General features: G+C 67.1%; 11 protein-coding genes and 5 pseudogenes. 8 read left to right on the forward strand and 8 right to left on the reverse strand.

All coding sequences use genetic code 11. The features are described from left to right. Positions 1-69 precede the first annotated feature (69 nt). Together ACZ5XZ_RS32685 and ACZ5XZ_RS32690 are read left to right on the forward strand one after the other, a co-directional pair. Complete coding sequence (locus ACZ5XZ_RS32685; RefSeq protein WP_468984712.1) at positions 70-855, forward strand: SDR family oxidoreductase; 786 nt, start codon at positions 70-72, stop codon at positions 853-855. Between the two features lie 25 nt (positions 856-880). Then, positions 881-1,240 carry a nuclear transport factor 2 family protein gene (locus ACZ5XZ_RS32690; RefSeq protein ID WP_468984714.1) on the forward strand — a complete coding sequence of 120 codons (360 nt, stop codon included), beginning with the start codon at positions 881-883 and terminating at the stop codon, positions 1,238-1,240. Between the two features lie 282 nt (positions 1,241-1,522). Here ACZ5XZ_RS32690 and ACZ5XZ_RS32695 read toward each other — a convergent pair. Beyond that, positions 1,523-1,675, reverse strand: a pseudogene (locus ACZ5XZ_RS32695) (IS110 family transposase); the annotation flags it as partial. A gap of 472 nt (positions 1,676-2,147) precedes the next feature. On the opposite strand from ACZ5XZ_RS32695, the pseudogene ACZ5XZ_RS32700 reads away from it, so the two are divergent. Together ACZ5XZ_RS32700 and ACZ5XZ_RS32705 are read left to right on the forward strand one after the other, a co-directional pair. After that, positions 2,148-2,614 (forward strand): annotated as a pseudogene (locus tag ACZ5XZ_RS32700) (DUF4334 domain-containing protein). A 34-nt stretch (positions 2,615-2,648) separates the two neighbouring features. Further along, entirely contained in the window at positions 2,649-3,743 is a 1,095-nt protein-coding gene (locus tag ACZ5XZ_RS32705; protein ID WP_468984716.1) for an NAD(P)-dependent alcohol dehydrogenase, read from the forward strand. A 553-nt stretch (positions 3,744-4,296) separates the two neighbouring features. On the opposite strand, the gene ACZ5XZ_RS32710 is transcribed toward ACZ5XZ_RS32705, so the two are convergent. From ACZ5XZ_RS32710 to ACZ5XZ_RS32730, 5 genes and pseudogenes are all read right to left on the reverse strand, one after another. Beyond that, on the reverse strand, positions 4,297-5,703 hold the full coding sequence (locus tag ACZ5XZ_RS32710) for a protoporphyrinogen/coproporphyrinogen oxidase (RefSeq protein ID WP_468984719.1): 1,407 nt from the start codon (positions 5,701-5,703) through the stop codon (positions 4,297-4,299). Continuing rightward, positions 5,690-6,304, reverse strand: a complete 615-nt coding sequence (locus ACZ5XZ_RS32715) for a terpene synthase family protein (RefSeq protein WP_468984775.1) — start codon at positions 6,302-6,304, stop codon at positions 5,690-5,692. Before ACZ5XZ_RS32715 ends, ACZ5XZ_RS32710 begins: the two co-directional genes overlap by 14 nt. After that, positions 6,240-6,860 (reverse strand): annotated as a pseudogene (locus tag ACZ5XZ_RS32720) (1-deoxy-D-xylulose-5-phosphate synthase N-terminal domain-containing protein); the annotation flags it as partial. The pseudogene ACZ5XZ_RS32720 and the gene ACZ5XZ_RS32715, both read right to left, overlap by 65 nt. Positions 6,861-7,487: 627 nt before the next feature. Further along, a complete protein-coding gene (locus tag ACZ5XZ_RS32725; RefSeq protein WP_468984722.1) occupies positions 7,488-7,616 on the reverse strand; it encodes a hypothetical protein in 129 nt (42 codons plus the stop codon). 277 nt (positions 7,617-7,893) lie between these two features. Further along, positions 7,894-9,032: pseudogene (locus ACZ5XZ_RS32730) on the reverse strand (alkene reductase). 65 nt (positions 9,033-9,097) lie between these two features. On the opposite strand from ACZ5XZ_RS32730, the gene ACZ5XZ_RS32735 reads away from it, so the two are divergent. Both ACZ5XZ_RS32735 and ACZ5XZ_RS32740 read left to right on the forward strand, forming a co-directional pair. After that, positions 9,098-9,508 (forward strand): MerR family transcriptional regulator, encoded by a 411-nt coding sequence (locus ACZ5XZ_RS32735; protein WP_468984724.1) that lies wholly within the window; start codon positions 9,098-9,100, stop codon positions 9,506-9,508. A 524-nt stretch (positions 9,509-10,032) separates the two neighbouring features. Next, positions 10,033-10,713, forward strand: a complete 681-nt coding sequence (locus ACZ5XZ_RS32740; protein WP_468984726.1) for a hypothetical protein — start codon at positions 10,033-10,035, stop codon at positions 10,711-10,713. A gap of 630 nt (positions 10,714-11,343) precedes the next feature. On the opposite strand, the pseudogene ACZ5XZ_RS32745 reads toward ACZ5XZ_RS32740, so the two are convergent. Further along, positions 11,344-11,600 (reverse strand): annotated as a pseudogene (locus ACZ5XZ_RS32745) (transposase); the annotation flags it as partial. A 425-nt stretch (positions 11,601-12,025) separates the two neighbouring features. Then, complete coding sequence (locus tag ACZ5XZ_RS32750; protein WP_329395209.1) at positions 12,026-12,448, reverse strand: MarR family winged helix-turn-helix transcriptional regulator; 423 nt, start codon at positions 12,446-12,448, stop codon at positions 12,026-12,028. 175 nt (positions 12,449-12,623) lie between these two features. On the opposite strand from ACZ5XZ_RS32750, the gene eno reads away from it, so the two are divergent. Together eno and ACZ5XZ_RS32760 are read left to right on the forward strand one after the other, a co-directional pair. Further along, positions 12,624-13,931 carry a phosphopyruvate hydratase gene (eno, locus tag ACZ5XZ_RS32755; RefSeq protein ID WP_468984729.1) on the forward strand — a complete coding sequence of 436 codons (1,308 nt, stop codon included), beginning with the start codon at positions 12,624-12,626 and terminating at the stop codon, positions 13,929-13,931. Positions 13,932-14,493: 562 nt separating this feature from the next. Next, positions 14,494-15,675: an acyl-CoA dehydrogenase family protein gene (locus ACZ5XZ_RS32760; protein ID WP_468984731.1), complete on the forward strand. Its 1,182-nt coding sequence runs from the start codon at positions 14,494-14,496 to the stop codon at positions 15,673-15,675. The last annotated feature ends 50 nt before the right edge of the window (positions 15,676-15,725 follow it).

Here is a 15,725-nt window from a genome sequence, read left to right on the forward strand (position 1 = left end):
TAGCTTCTATTTTAGCAGTCGAGGCGGGAGTGACGCCTCGTATACCCGCGCCCGGGAACGGAGCACATCGTGACCACATCCATCAGCGAATCCCTCGAAGGCCGACACGCTCTGGTCACCGGCGGCACCAAGGGCGCCGGAGCCGCGATCGCCCGACGGCTCGCCGAGGCTGGCGCGACCGTGCTGGTCACCGCCCGCAGCCGCCCCGACGACGTCGAGGAGAAGACGTTCATCGCCGCCGACCTGTCCACCGCCCAGGGCGCCGCCCACGTCGCCTCCGAGGTGGACGCCCGCGTGGGAGGCGTCGACATCCTGGTCAACACCCTCGGCGGCTCCGAGGCACCGGCAGGAGGATTCGCCGCGCTAGGCGAGGACGACTGGGAAAGGGAGCTGAACACGAACCTGCTGGCCGCCGTCCGCCTGGACCGCGCACTCGTGCCGCACATGATCTCCAAAGGCAGGGGCGCGATCGTGCACGTCACCTCGATCCAGCGCCGCATGCCGTTGTGGAACGGCACCCTGGCCTACGCCGCCGCCAAGGCCGCCCTGACCACCTACAGCAAGGGCCTGGCCAACGAGGTCGCCCCGCACGGCGTCCGCGTCAACACCGTCTCGCCCGGCTTCGTCCAGACCTCGGCCGCCGACAACCTCGTCGCCCGGATCGCCCACGAAGCCGACATCAGCCAGGAAGCGGCGCTGGGCCGGCTCATGGACTCCCTGGGAGGCATCCCGCTCGGCCGCCCCAACCGGCCCGAGGAGGTCGCCGAGCTCGTCGCCTTCCTCGTTTCCGACCGCGCCTCGGCCATCGTCGGCGCCGAACACGTCATCGACGGCGGCACCACCCCCACCGTCTGAACCCGCCAGCACCATCAGGAGCGTCATGCACGGCAACCAGCCCCGGACCATCACCCCGGACGACCTGCCCGAGGTGATCACCCGCTACCTCACAGCGCACCGCGCCCACGACACCGCCACCGCGGTCGCGACGTTCACCGACGACGCCACAGTGATCGACGACGGCAACACCTATCAGGGCAGCGCCGCGATTGAGCGGTGGCTGGACCGATCCGCCACCGAATTCACCTACACCATCCACCTCACGAACGCTCAGGAGACCGACACGGCCCACTACACCGCCACCCACCACCTCGAAGGCAACTTCCCCGGCGGCACCATCGATCTCCACTATCGGTTCACGCTGCGCGACGACCTCATCGAACACCTCGCCATCGAACCCTGAGCCCGCTCCCACACCACTTGTTCCCGCCCACGAGAGAGACCCCACCCACCCCAGACCGCCCCGTCCCAGCCCTCGTGCCCACCCAGCCACCCGACCAAGAGGCCAGCCCTCAAGTTCGGCATTCACTCGCAGATCAGCACGTGCACGCCTGAGGAATCAAGGCGAGCAACTCCGGGGCCATCCTCAGCACAGGGTGAGGAGATTCAAAGATCCCCATCAACCGACTACTCAGCGTGGACGCACCACAGAAGTTGAGCCAGAACCGGGACTCGTGAACAAAGCCAGTTGGTTGATCGCCTGGGTGCGGGCCTTGACTGCCGAGCCCTTGGTGAGTTCGTACATCCGGGCGATCTGAACCGGTCCATCACCTGACTTGGCCTGGGCACGCGCCCGCATGCTCAGCACCGCACGTGCTGCGTTCTGGGCATCGGCGTGGACGGACCCCGCATTCCTGGGACACGACTGGCCACCTGGTACCTGTCCCGGCCGGCCGAAGCTGCCGCACACGACCCGGAACTGCCTACGGCCTTCTACGAAGTTGCCAGCATGCTGCGCTCCCCGACCAGCCTGGGGCATCCCGCCATCATCGCCAAAATCCTCAAAAGGCTTCCGCCGACCCTTCGTAGGGCTTGATCGACCGGACAACTTCGCCAAGCAAATCCAGCGGACACCAACTCCGGCCCGCCCGCCACAACGAACCCCGCTGTTCACCCACGTCGCGGCGCTCCAGCCAGGACACACCGAGTACCAGAACAACACCCACCAGCCCATCCCCGTCGTCGCCTGCACCCTCCGGGGCCTTCCTGATGCCCAGGGCGGTCCGCTAGAGCCGCTACAGCGGCTCCGAAGGCCGCGGGAGGGGCTGACGTCACACCCGTACAACACCGTAGGACAAAAGGAGATCACGATGGATACGATCCACGCCCGTACACTGTTCGAGGAACTGCGCAAGCAGGAGAGTCAGGTCTCCACAACCGAACTCGACGCGATCTGGGCCGCGTTGGAGACCGGTCCGGGCCGAGGAGATCCTCGGCGAGTGGAAGGGCGGCCGACACCGGGCACCCGCTCAACGGCCAACTCGACCAGATGGGTTGGTATGGCAAGACCTTCGTGAGCGTGAGGGACGCAAAGCCAGTGATCTGCCGAGGCGAGAACGGCGAGCTGTACTCCAACATCGAGCTGGGCAAAGGCGAGGCCAGCCTGTGGAACATCGAGTTCCGCGGTGAGGTCACCGCGGCGCTCATCTACGACGGCATGCCGCTCCTCGACCACTTCAAGCGGGTCGACGACACCACCCTCATGGGGATCCAGCACGGCAAGGAACTCCCCGACGACAGCCCCTTCTTCTACTTCATTCTTGAGCGCGTCGCCTAAGAACGGCCGCAGGACGTCGCAGGAAGGAACCACCATGCGTATCCGAGCCGCCATCACCGAGAGCCAGGGCGGACCGTTCGTCGTAAGGGACGTGGACCTCGAAGCCCCGCGGCCGCACGAGGTACTGGTCAAAATCACCGCAGCCGGCCTGTGCCACACCGACCTCCGCGTCCAGGCCGCCTGGCCGGAGCAGCTCATGCCCATGGTCTTCGGCCACGAAGGCGCCGGGGTGGTCGAGGCAACGGGCACGGAGGTGACTGACCTCGCCCCAGGCGATCGCGTGTGCCTGACCTTCAACAGTTGCGGTACGTGCGAGCAGTGCACGGCAGACCAACCGGCCTACTGCCACCTCATGCGGCCCTTGAACCTCTCCGGGGGACGCCGCGACGGCACCACCCCGTTGTCCGTCGACGGTGCCCCCGTCCGTGGCGGATTCTTCGGTCAGTCCAGCTTCGCCACGTACGCCATCGCCCACCAGCGCAACGCGATCCGGATCCCCGCCGACCTGCCCGCCGTCGTCGCCGCACCGCTGGGCTGCGGGGTGCAAACAGGAGCGGGCACCGTACTCAACCGCCTGCGCCCCGAGCCGGGCCAATCGCTGGTCGTCATCGGCGCCGGCGGCGTCGGACTCAGCGCCCTCATGGCCGCCCTCGCCGTGAACTGCGACCCAGTCATCGCCGTCGATCCGGTCGCCTCCCGACGCGCCCTGGCCATCGAAATCGGAGCCAAGGCCGCCCTGGACCCTACGTCGGACGATGACCTCGTCACCGCCATCCTGGACCTCACCAGCGGCGGAGCACACCACATCGTGGACACCACCGGCCTGCCCGATATGCTCACGCAGGCCGTCGGCGCACTGCGCCCCAGGGGCGACCTCGCCCTCCTCGGCATGGGCACCGAAGTCACCTTCAACATCATGAACCTGATCGGCAAAGGCATCCGCCTCCACGGAGTGATCGAAGGCGATTCGGATCCCGGCCGTCTCATCCCGCAGCTGGTCGACCTCCACCAACGCGGCCTCTTCCCGGTCGACCGACTCATCACCACCTTCCCCTTCGAGAACATCAGCGACGCGGTATCCGGCATGCGGGACGGCACCGCGGTCAAACCTGTCCTCACCTTCGACTGAGCCAGATATCTCCTCCGGCCCCGCGCCGTGCCCCAACTGGGGCACTTGCCATCCAGTACGCCAGACAGAACGTCCCCGGAGACCACCCGGCTGCCCGGCGCCCCTCCCCCGCGCTTCTCGATGCACGCCACGAGGCCAGTGAGCAGTGGCGCCGGTGCAGCAAATACCGCCCACGCAGGCACCGGGCACCGATCCGGAATTCCTCCGGCATTCCGCAGATGACATGGCAGAGGCAGGTGTAAGAGGCCATCCGCATTCCGGCCATCACGGGCCTGCAGCGGTCATGAAGGCGATCCGTCCACAGCGGACCCCGGGCTGGTAGGGGCCCTGCGGACTGATCGGCTTCATGACCGCTGGCCCACGACCTCGAACACCAAACCCAGGCTCCTGGGTGCGTCGTGGCCGGCACACCGGAGCGTTCGGCCAGCTGCGAGATGCGATAGCTGCTCATGGCTACGACGCTGATCTCTGCGACGCTACGCCCGCTGCCCGAACCCTCGGCCTTGGGCATAGCTTGACGGCGCCTGACGTGGTAGCACGGCAGGCCCGCCGATCAGCTGGCGATGCTGTTCCTTCGAGTGACGGGACTTGTCTGGAGCGCTGCCTTGACGCGTTCCGCAGCGCGTTCGCCGGAAGCAAGCGCGGAGTTTGTCGTGCTGAACGAGAAGTAGTCTCCGGCCAGTTGAACGCGGGCTTGGGGAGCGAGGCTATGGATGAACTGCTGTAGTTCTTGATAGCCGCCCGCTGGGCGGACGAGGCCTGCCAGCGGATGGTAGTGCACCAGGCTGGTGGTCTGGTGGGCGGTGATGTGTTGGGCGAGTTCGGGGATGCACTTGCCGAGCACATCGAGAGCCGCGGTGGTGACCTCGTGGTCTTTGCTGTTCCGGTGGAGCTGACTCCAGTGGGGGTGGAAGCGAAGTGAGATCAGCCCCTTGCCGGCGGGTACCCGGCCGGGTGCGCGGATGTGATCGATCGTGACGTAGTTGAGGTCGGGGTTCTCGCGGGGTGGGCAGAACGCTGCGAGGTAGTCGACTGGTGGAGGACTGTCGAGTCCGAAGTGGACTCCGAGGTCGGGTGCGTAGCGTTGTTGGGACAGGTAAGCGCGCTGCGTTGTCGAGAGGCCGGGAACGATGCCGGGGACCTGTGGTGCGGGTACGGCGACCACACACGCCTCGGCTTCTTGCACCTGAGGGGGTGCTGTTCCTTCTTGCCAGCGGACTCGGACACCACCACCGGGTCGCTCTTCCACACTGGTCACCTGTGCCCCCAGCCGGACAGGGACCCGCTCGGCCAGCCGTCGCGGTAGGAGATCGATCCCCCCGTCGAAGTTGAAGCACCGTTTCCCGATCAGTACTTGTGCGGCGATGAATGCGCCCATGACCGACAGTTCGTGTGCGGGGGCGTAGTAGAAGGCTGAGCACAGTGGGCGGATCAGGTAGTCGGTCACCTCCTCGCTGAGCCTTTGCGAGCAGTAGTCCTCCACGCTTCGGTCGTCGAAGGCCGCGCCACCCGACATGTCGTCGAAGCGGATCGAACCGGCGACTCGGTGGGCGTCTTTGAGGAGGTTGAGCGCGGCGAGCTTGGCCCGCCAGCTCAGCAGGCCGGTGCGCAGGAGGTCGGTCCGGCGGTGGCAGCGGAACTGGTGGACCTTTCCACCACGCACGATGCCTACGACGTCGCTGCTGGCACGCATCTCCTTTTGGAGCCCGGCGTCGGCCAGCAGGTTGACCATCTCGCGGTAGTTGTAGGACAGCCACATCGCGCCCAAGTCCAGCTGGTAGCCAGCGTGAGTCAGGGTGCGCATACGCCCTCCCACGTGCTGATCGCGTTCCAGCACGGTTACCGAACAGCCCGCTTCCTGCAGCCGGAAGGCAGCGGCCAATCCGGCGATTCCGGCGCCCACGACGACGACCCGCCGTTTCTCGCCGGCCAGCTTGGTGGGTCCGTTAGAGGTTTCCATTGCTCGGCCCTTCTCCGTCCGTGGTGCCTGTCTCGTACCCGGGGTCAGTGGCCCGGGTTGCCACGCGGTACCGGAGGGTGGCAAGGGCCCAGTCGCGCTCACCCCGCATCACGTACTCGATGCCGGCTCTGTATCCGTCCACCACCGCCCGGTCTGCCGGGGCTACACCGAGCCGCTCGTACATCCTGGGAAGATTGGCCGCGTGGCTGAGGTACTCCGCCACGTGATGCGCGAAGAGCGCCTCAGCGGACGTGAATGCCTGCCGAAGGCCCTGGTTCGCGTCCCGCGCCATGAGCAAGACCAGGTTGTGCTCTTCCTTGCCGGCGATTTCTTTGCCGAGACTGATCAGGTCGTTCATCACACACATGACCAGCCCTGCTGAGCGCACCAGTTCGCGGTACTCGGATGCGGCGCGAACACGGTCGGGGACCAGGCCCCGCCTTGTTCGCTCCGCCCCCCGAGTCAGGACCAACACCCGTGCGCGGCTTGTTGTTTCCCTCTTCGGCATCAACCAGCCAGTCGACGCTGTCGGGGCCCGTGCCTCGCAGGTGCTGGAGGTGGTCGGCAAGAGCACCGATCGTGGTGGCGTAGGAGCGCACATTGTCGTTCAGGACGATGACGACCGGACGTTCCGGCGCAGCACCGAGGTTGTTCAGCGCCTCCCAGCACATCCCGCCCGTCAGCGCACCGTCCCCGACAACGGCGACCACCGCACGGTCGCTCTCGCCCGCCAGCTGACGGGCCTTCGCCAGACCGTCGGCGTAGGACAGCACGGTCGAGGAATGCGAGTTCTCCATCACATCGTGCGGCGACTCGGCCCGGGAAAGGTAGCCGGACAGACCGCCCGCCTGCCGCAGTTGACCGAACCCCCCGGCCCGGCCGGTCAGGAGCTTGTGGACATAGCCCTGGTGACCGATGTCGAACAGCAAGGTGTCCCGTGGAGAGTCGAACACCCGGTGCAAGGCGATGCTCAGCTCCACCACACCCAGATTCGGTCCCAAATGCCCACCGGTCGCGCATACCTTCTCCACCAGAAAGGCCCGTACCTGCGCGGCCAGCAGTGAAACCGACCCCGCTGGAAGATGTCTTATCGCCTCAGGGCTGATATCAGAGTCCAGCAACAAATGATCTGTTTGTGTTGCCGAATTGGTGGCCATCGCAGGTCTCTTTCATTGGAGAGCAGCCCAGGCCATACACCGGCTCACCGGAGGAAGACACCCGCCCAGTACGCGCAGTAGACAGATGCGCACAGCGCCTCTTCCATGCTCAGCCTGCGAGTGCTCTCAAACCCGTGAAGGCACACACCATCAGCACTTGCCGCACACGCTGCACTACGTCAAAGTGCCCTGTGACGAACCGCTCATTGAGTGGTGTCACCAGTACGCTCCCGTAACTCCCCGTGCGCAAGAGGATTTCGCCACCGAGGTGTTGAACGTGTTGAAAGCTCGCGTTTGCGACCTCGGTAGTCAAACCTGCGAGCCGCCATGTGTGCACGGCCGCTGCAGTACGCATCACACAAACGTCTACCCCCCGCACCATCCACGCTTCCAGAGCAGCGCAGTCACGCCAGCGGCTTTACGGCCTGACACCGTAGCTGCCACCGCTCGCACCGGACTTGGCCCTGGATGTTGCACACCAGCGACACTTTGATCTCGCTGGTCAGGGTAGATATGGATTCCCGCGCAGATATCAATGGTCTGCATTCGATGGCTTGATGGCGTGAATTCTTGGGCGACGAATGGCGCCTTCGTGGTGGGCGTGACAACACCGGGGAAGCAGCGTTCTCAGGGTGCGGTCGTGATCAGATCGAGTGCGTGCTCGGGACGTGACTGGTAGCGATCAACAGCGGCGGCCATGTTGTCCCAGCCCACCAGCCGGGCAAGGCCGATCGCGAGGTTGTGCGGTGTCGCCATGACCCACGGTGCTCTGCTCGTGCCGGCACGGTTTCGGGAGGATCCCCGGATCCTTGGGTGTCGCGAAGAACGGGCAGTGGCGTCGTCACGTTGTGGACGCTCTCCGACGACAACGTCATCCACTGCTCCGGCACAGAACTCAACGGTCTGTACGACATCACTCAACAACCTGTACGACATCGACAAGGACGTGATCACCAAACTGGTCACCGCCGGCCGATGGCGGCTTGGGCATCTCAGTCGGGCCACGGCCGTTACCAGGCCCGGCTCGCCGTGGTCACGGTCCGACGAGTGAGGGCCGCTCGGCTCGGTGCTGGGCGGCGGGCAGCACGGGATAGTCGGTGTACCCGGCCTCTCCGCCTGCGTACATCAGGCCCTTGTCCCGTACTGGATTGAGCGGTGCGCCGATGCGCAGTCGTTCGACCAGGTCGGGGTTGGCCAGGAATGACCGGCCAAGCGATATCAGGTCGGCTCCCGCGGCCAGGAGCCGTTCGCCCTCGTGCCTGCCGCCGTCGTCGGGAAGCGGTCCTCCCCACCCCAGCACCGGATTGGCGATCAGCGTGCCCGACCAGGCCTCTCGGATGTGCTGGAAGAGGGGCCGGTCCGGGTCGGCGAAGACGATGTGCAGATAGGCCAGGCCGGTGTCCGTCAGGGCGTCGATGAGCGCCGGGTAGATGTGCTCGGTATCGCCCTCGTCGATGCCGTTGACGGTGAGTCCGGGGGCAATGCGCAGGCCGACCCGTTCGGGGCCGATCGCGTCGGCGACGGCCTGGACCACCTCGACCACGAACCGGATGCGGCCGGCCACCGAGCCACCATAGGCGTCCGTGCGGTGGTTGGTGTTCTGTGCCATGAACTGGTGGAGGAGGTAGCCGTTGGCGGCGTGCACCTCCACCCCGGCGAAGCCCGCGTCGATGGCGTTGCGGGCGGCGGCGGCAAAGTCGGCCACCGTGGAGTGGATCTCATCAATGGTCATCTCACGAGGCACGACCGGATCCTGGTGTCCGCTCGGGGTGTGGATCGTCTCCGGGAGCGGCACCGGCGAGGGCGCGACCGGCGTCAGGCCACTGTTGTCGGGTGCCCGATCCGGCCGCCGTGCTGCAATTGCAGGAACATCCGGCCGCCCGCTGCGCGCACCGCATCGGTGACACGCCGCCATCCAGCCACGTGCGCCTCGTTGTAGATCGCGGGAATGTTGGGGTAAGTCAGGCCCACGGCGTTGGGCGTGGAAGCCTCGGCGATGATCAACCCCGCCGAGGCGCGCTGTGCGTAGTAGGTGGCCATGATCGATTCCGGAACGCCGTCGGCCGCGGCGCGGTTCCGGGTCATCGGCGCCATCACCAAGCGGTTGGACAGGCGCAGGGAGCCGAGACGGGCGGGCTCGAACAGGCGGGATGTCACGGGGGTCTTCGTCATGCCGATACGGTAGAAGTTGACATCAGTGTCAGGTTCAAGTCCTGAGTCGGCATGTGAGGTGGGAAATGCGGATCGGTGAACTGGCCCGGCGTAGTGGGGTGAGCGAGCGTTCGCTGCGCTATTACGAGACGCAGGGGCTGCTGAGGGCCGAGCGCACGCCGGGTGGCCAACGGCACTACGGTGACTGGGCGGTCGACCGGGTCATCCGCATCCAGGCACTCTATGCCGCAGGACTGAACAGCAAGAAGATCGCTCAGCTGCTCCCCTGCATGCGTGACGCGGACGGCGCCCCGAACGAGATCGCTACGCCACTGCTGGTGACCGAACTCACCACGGAACGGGATCGCATCAATCGAATGATCACCGACCTGATCCGCTCCCGCGACGTCCTGGACGAAGTCATCACCACGGCATCGGTCGGCTTGAACGCCTCCGCCGTCTCCCGGGCCGACACCGCCGGGGCAAGCCGCGGATAGTCGGCGACGCTCCACATCGGCCGCAGCATCCGCGTCGCCACCGCCCCCCTCCCCGCGAGCCGAAGTCGGCGAGCCGGAGCACAGCAAGACCGTGCCGAACACCTCACCGGGCCCGTCCCGGAACGCAGGAACCCCTGCCGGAGCCATCCGACGGGGGCTCCTCACCTCTCACTGCTCTCACACACGTCTCACCAACAGGGTCGACGCACCTGGACCACAAGGACTTGACCTGCGGAAACGCTCCTGCGCGAGACCACCTGGACGGTACAAGACGCTTCCGACAACCTGTGCCATGTGGTTCCGCCGTCGACGGCCACGTCGTGCAGAAGCACGTGCTGGCGGCAACGCGCCGCTCAGCTGGCCTGGCAGGTCCTACGGCCCGCACACGGGTGCCGGGGCTGAACTGGGCGCGGATGGAGACCGGCTGGTGGATTGCCACAGGGCCGCTGCAATCGATCCGGGTGCAGCGGCCGGTGTCGGCTTCGCGGTGAGGGACTGTCAGTGGGGCGCCCTACGCTCCTGCTGTGAATTTCTTCCATAACCCCAACAGCCACCCCGACCGCAATCCTGACAACATGGCGGAGAGCGTCTATCTCAGGCTGATAGCCGATGACATGCTGCCGCCGGAGATCGTCGACGCCTACGAATACGTGCGGCCCGTGGCGAAGGGTCTCGTCGAGGCCCTCTCCGTCGACCTGGGCGACGCTGTCAGCATGCTCAGGGACTGTGACGTGGCGCAGTACGGCGGGCTGGAAAAGCTGCGGGCGGCCGGACGGGCCAACCTCCTCAAGGATCCGTTCGAGTACGACACGGTCGAACTCGATGACGGGACGGTCCTCCACCTCGTCGGCGGCGACTCCCATTACGTGGGGAGCCAGGTGCTGGTGCTCGACGAGGTTATGCGGACCACACACGGATACCCGCCGCCGCCCGAAGGCGTGCTGGTGGCCGTCCCCGGCCGGCACCACTTCGCCTTCCACCCGATCATGGACCACCATGCGGGCACAGCCGTCAAAGCCCTGGCGTCCTTTGGCCTCGAATCGTACGAAAACGACGCCGACGAAGGGAGCGGCCCCATCTCCCCGTACCTGTACTGGTGGCGTGACGGAACCCTGACCTCGCTGACCGCCTTCGACAACGGAGACGGCACGCTCACGATCGAGGTGCCCGGGGAGCTGGAGCCGATCTTGGGCCCGTCGGCCTAGGTCGTGTCCGCAAAGTCCCGTCGTCCGCCCGTCGGGCGGGGCCTGCGGCGTCTGGTGCACTACGTTCTCCCCCACGCCTTAAGGGCGCGGGAGGTACCCCCACCGCGAACTCCGTCTCAGCTCCTCATCCGCTCCTTGGATGCCGAGCTGCATCGCAAGGCGGAGGGTCGTCCTCGTAGTGGGTCTACGTGGACGATCCCGACAACACAGCGAGCGTGCGTGCCAGGCGTCGCAGGCCAGGCGGGACTTTGCGGACACGACCTAGCGGCGTGGCCGCCGGGGGTCGGCGCGCCTGCCCCCGGCCTCCTCGGCGTACCGCTCGAACCACAGCGGCCCAGACCTGTCTTCTCCCATCGATGGGGACACGGCCGCGCATCACCGTGCCGGCCGCCGCGGATTCCCCCGCGATATCCGCATGTCCCTCGTCGTCGTGGAGCTCGCTATGCATGTTCCTGACACCATGTCCATGTATCGCGGGTGGGTGGTTGGCGCGGGAGGAGGCCCCGTCGCCGGCCACGGCGGCGCGCCGGGTGCAGGCACGGCTCACGGACAGGCGGATGCGCACCTTCTTCAGGACGGGGATGAACTGCGGGCTGTCGGCGGGCTGCCCGGCGTTCAGGACACGTCTCTGCGGGCGGCCTCGGTGATCATCCCTTCAAGCAGGGCCTGGAAGAGCCCGCGTCCCGCCATCACGTGAAATGGTTGTCGACCGTCCGCCAGGCGCCGAACCGCTGGGGCATCTCCCGCCACTGGCTGCCGGTACGGAGCCGCCGGATCACCCCCTCGATCTGCTCACGCGAACGCTCGGGGTACGGGCCGTTCCTGCCGATCGGCAGGAACGGGCCGGTTAACTTCCGGACCTCGTTGGTGAGTTGAGCACGCGACACACCAACGTCCTGCCGGACCACCACCCCGCTCGGGGCCCAAACCCGAATCTGACCCACGGGGAGTTTGTGACGCACACTCGGCAGTTCCCCCTCCTGGCCTGTCACGCGGCCTGTCCGGTCGCAGTCAGTACCAGTTCGCGGACGGTGATCCGCTGTGGTTGCTCGTAGACCCAACAGACCGCCTCCGCGATCCCATTGGCCGTCGGGAGTTCCACCGCATCCTTGAATGCCTGGCAATCGGCCTTGGCGGCCTCGTCGGTGGTGTGCGACAGCAGGTCCGTACGGGCCGGAAGTCCTCGTACTGGTCGTACTTGGACTTTCGGCCGGTGCGGCGCAGGGGGGACCCCCTGCTCGAGCGAAACTGAGAGCTTGGGGGCGCGTGCCGGGCGTCGCGGCCTTTCCGACCCTGACCCCTCGGACAGACCCTAGCGTGTGGCGAGCCGCTCCAGCAGGGCGGCGCTCCGTGCCAGCAACGCCCGCTCCTCATCCGTGAGTTCGGCCTCGATGGCCTGCGCGAGCCAACCGGCCCTGCGGCCGCGCTCCGCTTCGAGCGCGGCCCGGCCCGCGTCCGACAGCTCGACCAGCGACTTACGGCCGTCCGTGGGGTGCGCCCGGCGCGTGATCAGGTTCTGTTCCATGAGCAGCCCCACCGACCGGGCCATCGACTGGGGGCGTACGCGCTGATCGGCGGCGAGGTCGCTGGTGGTCATGGCGCCGTTGCGGTCGAGTGCACCGAGCACGGCGGCCTGGCCCAGCGGGATGCGGTCCTCGTCTTTGACGCGTCGGGTGAGCTTGCCCATCGCGGTGCGCAGTTCGACGGCGATGGCGGCGGCTTCCGGGGTGGGCATAGGGCACTTTACCCCGTTGGCCAGCAAAGCTGTGCACCTGACCTGCGCAGCAATGCTGCACAGCAAAACTGAGCAGCAAAGCTGTGCAGTATTGCTGTAGGGTTTGGGTCGTCGGGCTCAGCGCCAGCGTTGTCGCAGCCAGGGCCACGGCACACGACAACGGGAAGGAACTCCCATGTCCGCAAAGGCAGTTGGGACCGTCCACGCCGGCATCGAGACCGTCACCGCCCGACGGATCATCGACAGCCGGGGCAACCCCACGGTCGAGGTCGACGTCGTCCTGGCGGACGGGTCCCTGGGGCGCGCGGCCGTCCCCTCCGGCGCCTCCACCGGTGCCCGGGAGGCCGTGGAACTGCGCGACCAAGACTCCGCGCGCTGGCACGGCAAGGGCGTCGACCGCGCGGTGGCCCACGTCAACGGGGAGATCGCGGCGTCCATGCGCGGCCGGGACGCGGCGGACCAGGCGGGTCTCGACGCCGCGCTGGTCGCCCTCGACGGCACCGCCACGAAGTCCCGGCTCGGCGCCAACGCGATCCTCGGCGTCTCCCTCGCCGCCGCCAAGGCCGCCGCGGCGGCCCACCGCCAGCCCCTCTACCGCTACCTCGGCGGCGCCGACGCCCACCTCCTGCCGCTGCCGATGATGAACATCGTCAACGGCGGCGCCCACGCCGACAATCCGCTGGATTTCCAGGAGTTCATGATCGCGCCCGTGGGCGCGGACACCTTCGCCGAAGCCGTCCGCATGGGCAGCGAGGTCTTCCACACCCTGCGCCGCGATCTGCTGGCAGCCGGGCACTCCACGGGCGTCGGCGACGAGGGTGGCTTCGCGCCCGCGCTGCGTACGGCAGAGGAAGCGCTCGACTTCGTCATGACCGCCATCGAGCGCACCGGCTACCGCCCCGGTGCGGACATCGGCCTGGTCATGGACCCGGCGTCGTCGGAGTTCTTCCGCGACGGGGTGTACGACTACGCCGGCGAGGGCGTGCGCCGCACCCCCTCCGAGCACGCCGACTACCTGGCCAAGCTCATCGACGCCTACCCGGTCGTCTCCATCGAGGACCCGATGGCGGAGAACGACCTGGACGGCTGGCGCGAGCTGACCGCCCGCGTCGGCGACCGCTGTCAGCTCACCGGCGACGATGTGTTCTGCACCAACGAGACGCTGCTGCGCGAGGGCATCCGCACCGGCGTCGGCAACTCGGTCCTGGTCAAGGTCAATCAGATCGGGACCCTGACCGAGGCGCTGGCCGCGGTGGCCACGGCCCACCAGGCGGGCTGGACGGCTGTCATGTCGCACCGCTCGGGCGAGACGGAGGACACCACCATCGCGGATCTGGCGGTGGCGACCGGCTGCGGTCAGATCAAGACCGGCTCGCTCTCCCGCTCCGACCGCACGGCGAAGTACAACCAGCTGATCCGGATCGAAGAGGAGTTGGGCGACTCGGCGCGCTACGCGGGCCGCTCCGCACTGCGTCGGGCGTGAGCAGGAGGCAGAGGTAGAGACCAGCGGGCTCCCGGCACGCGCGATCGGGGGCCCGCGCGCGTGCCGGGAGACACATCTTCCTGGGCTCTCTCCCCCCGTGTGACCTGCGCCTTTCCGGACCGGTCGGCACGGCCGGTCGAATGGAGCCAGCCAGCCAGCCCTGGCCTCCTGCGGGAGGCGCTCGTCCGCCTCCAGCGGCACGGCGTCAACGTCCGCGTGTCAGACCAGCGACGCCCGCGCCCACGATCACGGCCGTGCGCGCACCGCGACAGCTGTTCATGTACGCCTCCAGAGCACCTGATTTCTTCGAAGCCGTAAGCTCCGTCTGCGCTGCGCCCTATCCACATCAGGCGGCGACCATCCGCTGTCAGCAATCGAAAACAGCCGACGACAACCGCGCCCATGTGCATCCCACTGGCTCGTGGGCACACCGCTTTCGGGTCCGCCGTAACTCCCGTCCTCAGTAAGGGAGTTCCTTGGGTCAGGCCGAGGAAGAACGGTGCGGTTCCTCCCTTATGGTGACGCTGACTCAATACTTACTGCTAGCGAGGAGCAACCATCCATGGCAGTCTCGATCGGATTGCATGTCAGCCCGGAATTTCCGGCGCTGCTCCAGCGGATTGACGCACTCGGCGGGGCGCTTGAGGCGGACGCGGACGCGGCCGAGGAACTCGGCAGACTCACCGAGGACACCGCGCGGGCGTTGCTCGGTGCCGGGGTCGTGAGAGCCGCACTGCCGCAGAGCCTCGGCGGCTACGAGTTCTCCCCACGCCAATTGATAGAGGCAGTCGAGCGGGTCAGCTACCACGATTCCGCGGCCGGTTGGACGATGATGGCGCTGCAGTTGATGACCGGCACCACTGCGGCCTATCTCGATGCCGTTGCGGCGGCCGACTTGTTCCCGGATGTCGCGGGCGGGGACCACGCGTTGTTGGCTGGACACGGCACCCGGCCCGGCCGGGCCGTCCCGGTGGAGGGTGGCTATCTGGTGAGTGGCAGTTGGCAGTTCGCCTCCGGTATGGCGCACGCCACCCATGTCCACAGTGCGATCCAGGTCGAGGGCACCGGGGAGCTGCGGGTGCTGGCGATGCCGAAGTCGCAGGTGGAACTCGTCGACAACTGGGATGTGCTCGGCCTGCGGGCGACGCACAGTATTGATTACCACTGCGCCGATGTGCTTGTCCCGGCGTCGCACACGTATCTCGCCACAACGACGAAGCCGGCCAGCGGCGGCGCGATCTACCGCCTCGGATTGGTCAACATGTCCGCAATCGGACACACCGGTTGGGCGCTCGGTGTCGGGCGGCGCCTGCTCGATGAGCTGAAGTCGGTGGCCGCGGCCAAATCCGGCACACGTAACGCCGCCGTCGACACCGCGCAGTTCCACGCGGAGTACGCGACCGCCGAAGCCAAGCTGCGCTCGGCTCGGGCGTGGGCGATGGAGGTATGGCGAGGTATCGAAGACACCCTGGATGCGGGCGAGTTGTCGAGTACCGAGCAGGACACTCTGCTCAGGCTGGCGCTCAACCACGCGACGTGGACCGTGCAGGACGTGGGTCAGACGGTGCACCGATGGGCGGGGACGACGGCGATCCGGCGCGGGCCGATCGACCGGTTTCTGCGTGATCTCGGCACAGGCACCCAGCACATCACCTCAAGCCCCACGGTCCTGCAGAACTGCGGGAAATGGCTGAGCGGCGCGCAACCCCAAGCACACTGGGAATTTCTCGACTTGACGCCGTGATTATCAGGTCGGCGCGGTGGATGGGGTCCGGGCTTGGGTTCCACGGCCGG

This window comes from Streptomyces sp. NPDC033270 (assembly GCF_055576575.1).